Origin of the sequence: Kaistella sp., from assembly GCF_032060305.1 — a bacterium.
GTDB lineage: Bacteria > Bacteroidota > Bacteroidia > Flavobacteriales > Weeksellaceae > Kaistella > Kaistella yananensis.
The window spans coordinates 2,316-8,961 of the sequence record NZ_DAMBHK010000039.1; the positions used below are offsets into that span (position 1 = coordinate 2,316).

Sequence of the window (6,646 nt, forward strand, 5' to 3'; positions counted from 1 at the left end):
TTTTTCGGAATCACCGGAGAATGGATTAACATCGTTGGCGTTCTCATTATCATCACCCTGTTTTTAGCCAACGTAATGGGACTTGCGCAAAGCAATGCGAAAAGGATGCTGGCTTACTCATCGGTTTCTCACGTAGGTTACCTTGGTCTTATTTTCTTTGGACTGAACAATTTATCTACATACAACCTTGCCTTTTATCTTTTTGCTTATTCATTGGCAACGATTGGCGTGATGATGTGCTTAATCTGGGTTGAAAAACTGAAACGCGAAACTTCTTACAACGCATTTAAAGGGTTGGCGCATACCGAGCCGCTTCTGGCTGTTGCCGCAGCTATTTCGATGCTTTCAATGGCGGGAATTCCGTTAACAGCTGGTTTCATGGGGAAATTCTCCATCTTTGCACAGGCGATAGAAACCACTCCTTTCCTTGTTTTGGTTGCAGTATTGGGTTCCGCGATCTCTATTGCTTACTATTTAAGACTCATCATGGTAATGTTTTTCCCTAAAGAAAGCAGTTTCAAAACTTCAGAAAGAGTTCCGTTAACCTATAACATTGTTGCAGTGTTCATCATTGTTGCACTTTTGGCTTTAGGAATTTTCCCGGATCTGTTCGCAACACAGTTCGGAATGTAAGAATTTTACAAAATAAAATATAAAACGCAGTTCTTTCGAGCTGCTTTTTTTTATGTTTAAAATTAATTTAATCATTTGATTAAATCAAAATATTAATCTTAACTTTGCTAAAATAATTTTAGTCATGGACTCCGAAAAAGACATTTCAACCGAAGAAAAAATCCTTATTTCAGCTTCAAAGGTTTTTACTGAGAAAGGGTTCTCGGGAACACGGACAAGGGATATTGCAGAAGAAGCCGGAATTAATCTGGCATTACTGAATTATTATTTCCGCAGTAAGGAGAAACTTTTTGAGCAGGTCATGAAAGTAAAAATTGTTCTCCTTTTCGGTAAGATCATTCCTCTTATTACGAGCGAAAAAATAAGTATTGAAGAAAAAATAGATCTTGTAAGTGAAAAATATTTCGAGATTTTGTCAAAGAATCCAAATCTTCCCCTTTTCGTCCTGAGCGAAATCCAGAAAAAACCTTCCAATATCACTTCGCTGATTCCGATCGATCAGTTTCTGAAAATTTCAGTCCTCCTCAAACAGATCAGGGAAAAGAAACCCGACCTTAATCCTCTTCACTTTATTGTTAATTTCCTGAGCATGACTGCCTTTCCTTATATCGGGAAGCCTATTCTTAAAAATTTCAACATCCTGAGCGATGAGGAATTTCAGAAATTTGTTGCGGAGCGTAGGACTTTGGTTCCGCTCTGGACCAAAATGATCCTTAACAGTTAACAGACTTTTCATTTAAAACCCATCAAATGAAAACATTAAAATACTTGATCGTAGTCGCGCTGCTTCTAAATTTTCAGTTGAAAGCCCAGGAAACGGCGACTTTGGAGGAAGTGCAGGAGCTTGCGAAAAATAGCTATCCGCTTATCAAAAGAAATGGCCTCATCGAAAAAACCCAAACCTATACGCTGGAAAATATCGCTAAAGAATGGCTGCCTCAGATCAACGTTGTGGGCCAGGCGACCTATCAGAACGAAGTAACTCAACTGCCATTCTCACTTCCCAACAGTTTGGTGGAACCGCTGAGCAAGGATCAGTATAAAGTTTACGCTGATATTCAGCAGACCGTGTATGATGGCGGAATGATTTCTAATCAGAAGAAACTGGCAAAAATTCAGTCAGAAACCGAGATTCAGAAAAATGAAGTCGAGCTCGATAAACTTGAAGAAAGAATCAACCAGATTTATTTCGGAATTCTTCAAAGCCAGGAACAGCTGCAGCAAACTGAAATCACAAAAAACGACATCGAAAACGGCTTGAAGAAAGCCAGTGCACAGCTGGAATATGGTACCATCTTCAGAAGTCAGGTTGATGTGCTGAAAGCACAGTTGATCGGATTGGAACAGCGACAGATTGAAATAGAGTCACTCCGAAAAAATTTAATCGAAACCCTTTCTCTGTTTACAAAAAAAGATTTCAGTGAAAATACAGTTTTCGAAACACCAAAAAAACTGCTGCTGACCGGAGAAAACAACCGATCCGAACTGAAACTTTTCACCCTTCAGCAACAGATGCTGGAAACTCAGAAGTCTCTTGTGGAATCTAAAAACCTTCCCAAACTTGGAGCTTTTTTCCAGAGCGGATATGGCAAGCCGGGCTTCAATATGCTTAGCAATGAATTCGATATATTCTATATCGGCGGCCTGCGGCTGCAGTTTCCCATTTCCGGATTTTATACCAAAAAAAATGACCTGGCGCTGCTCAACACCCAGCAGCAGGATCTGGAAATTCAGAAAGAAAACTTTCTCTTTAACCAAAATTTTTCCACTATCCGGAACAATGAAGAATTGGATAAACTACAGAAACTTATTCACAAAGATGAAGAACTCATCGCATTAAGGCAAAGCATTAAAAAAGCCAGCCTTGCGCAACTTGAAAACGGGGTCATCAACACCAGCGACTATCTTCGTGAAGTAAATGCCGAAGAACAGGCCAGAATTCAGAAAATGACTCATGAGATTCAATTTCTCTTAACCCAGTATAACCAAAAAGCCCAGCTTAATAACTGAAAATTTCAGCGTTGAAAATGAACATCAAAATTTACCGTTATGAATAAATATATCCTTCTACTGTTTTTGATGACTGTAATGGCCTGTTCGAAGTCAGAAGCAACATATGACGCTTCCGGAACTTTTGAAGCCGAAGAAATTATCGTTACCGCCAAAGCCACCGGTACGATTCTGAAACTCGAGGTGGAGGAAGGCCAGCAACTCGCTCTTCATGAAAAAGTAGGCGAAATTGATCCAAAAAACATAGAACTTCAGAAAGAACAGGTCATCGCCAGCATAGATGCTTTGGAACAGAAAACAGGTTCCGCAGTTCCACAAATCCAGGTACTGCAAACCCAAATCTCAGCTCAGTCTGCTAATGTTTCCGTGCTTCAGGAACAGTTGCGTAACGCGGTTCGCGAACGTGACAGAACCGCCAATCTCGTCGCAAGAGATGCTGCCACCCGAAAGCAGCTGGATGATGCCAACGGACAGATCCTTGTCATACAGAAACAGATTTCGGCAGCACGCACTCAACTTAGTACCCTTCAACAGCAGATTTCAGCGGCAAAAGAAAATGTATCGATTCAGAATCGCGCAATCTTAAGCGAAAGAAAACCTACCCAGAAAAAGGTAGAACAAATGGATGAGCAACTAAAAAACAACACGATTGAAAGTCCGATTGCAGGAATGGTGCTCACCAAATACATGAACGAAGGCGAATTTGCCATGACCGGAAAACCTGTTTTCAAAATGGCGGATCTGGATTTGATGATTTTAAAAATCTTTATCACCGGAGATCAGTTGGCGCAGGTAAAAACAGGTCAGCAGGTTAAAGTTTTCATCGACATGAGTGACGGAAAAACAAAAGAACTTCCCGGAACGGTATACTGGATCAGTCCCAAAGCCGAATTCACCCCAAAAACCATTCAGACTAAAAATGAGCGGGCCAACCTTGTATACGCCGCAAAAGTACATGTGAAAAACGACGGCCTCCTGAAAATCGGGATGTACGGTGATGTAAAATTTTAAGAGCCAGGTAAAAAGTGAAAAGAATCAGCTGAAATGAAATCCATCAAAGTCAATAACCTTACAAAGATCTATGGCAAGAAAAATGAAAAGATTCTTGCAGTGGATGATGTGAGTTTTGAGGTGAATCCCGGAGAGATATTCGGACTTATCGGTCCAGATGGTGCAGGAAAAACCACCATTTTCAGAATGCTGACCACTGTTTTGTTGCCCGATTCCGGCTCCGCTACAGTTGAAGGACTCGACATGGTGAAGGAGTATAAAAAAATACGCCGGATTCTGGGTTATATGCCCGGAAAATTCTCTTTGTATCAGGATTTGACGGTCGAAGAAAACCTGAATTTCTTTGCCAGTATTTTCAATACAACAATCAATGAAAACTATCATCTCATTAAAGATATTTATATCCAGATTGAACCTTTTAAAGACCGGAAAGCCGGCGCTCTGTCCGGTGGAATGAAACAGAAACTGGCCCTCTGCTGTGCACTGATTCATAAACCAAAGGTTTTGTTCCTGGATGAACCAACAACCGGCGTGGATCCGGTATCGCGGAAAGAATTCTGGGAAATGCTTCAGCGTCTGAAAAAACAGGGCATCACCATGGTAGTCGCAACACCGTATATGGATGAAGCCTCACTTTGCGACCGGATCGCCTTATTCCAGCATGGAAAAATCCTCTCTATTGACACTCCGAAGCACATCAGTGAAAGTTTCCCCGATTTGCTTTTTGAAGTGAAAGCAGGTAGAACTTCCGCTGTATTGCGCGCACTGGAGAATTTCAAACAGAAAAAGAATGTATATGCTTATGGAGAATCTGTGCATTTGACGGTAGACCGAAATGGAGATTTCAACACCGCAATTCTAACAGACTATCTAAAAAACGAAGGGTTTACAGACATTGAGATAAAACCTGTAAAAGCAAGTATTGAGGACAGTTTTATAAAACTTCTTTAAGACAGGTGAAAGTTATAAATGAGATTTGAACTCTCAATCGTGAAATACAAAAGAATGAATTCCAAAGAAAAGCATATCGCCATAAAAGCAGAAAACATCACCAAGGTTTTCGGAGATTTCACAGCCGTGGATCATATCAGTTTTGAGGTGAAAAAGGGAGAAATATTCGGTTTTCTGGGCGCGAACGGTGCGGGGAAAACTACAGCGATGCGCATGTTCTGCGGACTTTCGGTCCCGACTTCGGGGACGGCAACGGTGGCAGGTTTTGATGTTTATAAAGAAACCGAAAAAATCAAGAAAAACATCGGATACATGAGTCAGAAATTCTCACTTTACGGCAACCTCACGGTAACCGAAAATCTTAATTTCTTCGGCGGCATCTACGGAATTCCACGCAAAGAACTCAAAGCAAAATGTAATGAACTGCTGCAAAAACTCGATCTGGAACAAGAAAAAAACAAACTGGTTTCTGAACTCCCTTTAGGCTGGAAACAGAAACTTGCCTTTTCTGTCGCTGTCTTCCACAATCCGCAGATTGTTTTTCTGGATGAACCTACCGGCGGTGTGGATCCTGTAACCAGACGCCAGTTCTGGAATCTGATTTATGAAGCTTCAGAACGCGGAATAACAGTTTTCGTAACAACACATTATATGGATGAAGCGGAATACTGCGACCGTGTTTCGATCATGGTTGACGGAAAAATTGCAGCACTTGATACACCTTCAAATCTCAAAAAACAGTTCAGCTCCCAAACGATGGATGAAGTGTTTTATGAACTGGCGCGCGGCGCAAAACGATCGGAATAATTAATTAAATGAAGTGAAACAGTTACTAACTTTTGTCCGGAAAGAATTTTTACACGTTCTGCGTGATAAAAGGACGCTGCTCATCCTTTTCGGGATGCCGGTGGTACAGATTCTGCTCTTTGGTTTCGCTCTGAGTACTGAGGTGAAAAACACGCGGATCGGTGTTCTGGATCAGGACAAATCTCAGGCTTCTACCGAACTGGTTTCGAAAATCCACGCCAACCTTTATTTTGATCTCGAGCAGGACCTGAAATCCATCCATGAAGCGGAAGATGCATTCAAAGGTGGACGAATTAAAATGATTATGGTAATTCCTGCGGGTTTTTCTGAAAATCTTAGCAGTGGAAAAAAAACTCAGCTTCAACTCATCACCGACGGAACCGACCTGAATCTGGCGAACCAGATTTATAATTTCATGTCGAATATTATACTCGATTTCTATGGACAGCAAACTTTAATGCAAACATCCGGCATACAGCCTGAAATCCGGATGCTTTATAATCCGCAGCTTCAGGGTGCGCCTAATTTTGTACCCGGCGTTATGGCCTTTATTCTGCTCATCATCTGTGTGCTGATGACTGCTATTGCCATTGTGCGCGAAAAAGAAACCGGCACGCTGGAAGTGCTGTTGGTTTCACCCCTGAAACCTTACGTGATTATTCTGGCGAAAGCGATTCCTTATTTTATCCTTTCGGTCATTATACTCATTTCTATCCTCATTTTAAGCGTAATGATACTCGATTTACCGATTAGAGGAAATCTGTTTCTGCTTTTCGGGATCAGCATTATTTTCATCATCACCAATCTTTTACTGGGAATCGTCATCTCCATTCTCACCCAGACACAGCAAACCGCGATGCTCATTTCGCTGGTCGGCACCATGCTGCCAACGTTGATGCTAAGCGGTTTTATGTTTCCGGTAGAAAACATGCCGGTACCGCTGCAGGTTGTCGGGAATGTGATTCCAGCCAAATGGTATTATGAAATCGTAAAAAACATCATGATTAAAGGCACCGGCCTGGAAGTCATCTGGAAACATACCGCGGTTCTTACCGCAATGATGATGCTACTCTTCCTTATCGCCGTGAAGAAGTTTAAAATAAGGCTCGAGTAATTTTAAAATGTTGTAAAAAATGTTGCGCACCCTTCGCATATTAATCAAAAAAGAGTTCCTGCAAATCTTCAGGAACAGAGCTATTCTGGCTATAATTTTCGTGATGCCTGTTGTACAGCT

The 6,646-nt window shown here is 41.4% G+C and carries 7 protein-coding genes; all 7 read left to right on the top strand.

Annotated features, from left to right (window positions below):
- A partial coding sequence (locus tag V5N63_RS07030; RefSeq protein WP_332033378.1) for an NADH-quinone oxidoreductase subunit N occupies positions 1 to 633 on the top strand: 633 nt, incomplete at its 5' end.
- A 124-nt stretch (positions 634 to 757) separates the two neighbouring features.
- Positions 758 to 1,357, top strand: a complete 600-nt coding sequence (locus V5N63_RS07035; protein WP_332033379.1) for a TetR/AcrR family transcriptional regulator — start codon at positions 758 to 760, stop codon at positions 1,355 to 1,357.
- A gap of 26 nt (positions 1,358 to 1,383) precedes the next feature.
- Entirely contained in the window at positions 1,384 to 2,643 is a 1,260-nt protein-coding gene (locus tag V5N63_RS07040) for a TolC family protein (RefSeq protein ID WP_332033380.1), read from the top strand.
- A gap of 39 nt (positions 2,644 to 2,682) precedes the next feature.
- The gene (locus V5N63_RS07045; protein WP_332033381.1) at positions 2,683 to 3,654 is read left to right on the top strand and encodes an HlyD family secretion protein; all 972 of its coding nucleotides are present in this window, start codon (positions 2,683 to 2,685) and stop codon (positions 3,652 to 3,654) included.
- A gap of 33 nt (positions 3,655 to 3,687) precedes the next feature.
- Positions 3,688 to 4,605, top strand: coding sequence for an ABC transporter ATP-binding protein (locus V5N63_RS07050; protein ID WP_332033382.1), 918 nt, complete (start codon positions 3,688 to 3,690; stop codon positions 4,603 to 4,605).
- 54 nt (positions 4,606 to 4,659) lie between these two features.
- Positions 4,660 to 5,412 (top strand): ABC transporter ATP-binding protein, encoded by a 753-nt coding sequence (locus V5N63_RS07055; RefSeq protein WP_332033383.1) that lies wholly within the window; start codon positions 4,660 to 4,662, stop codon positions 5,410 to 5,412.
- Between the two features lie 13 nt (positions 5,413 to 5,425).
- Positions 5,426 to 6,526 (top strand): ABC transporter permease, encoded by a 1,101-nt coding sequence (locus tag V5N63_RS07060; protein WP_332033384.1) that lies wholly within the window; start codon positions 5,426 to 5,428, stop codon positions 6,524 to 6,526.
- Positions 6,527 to 6,646 lie beyond the last annotated feature (120 nt).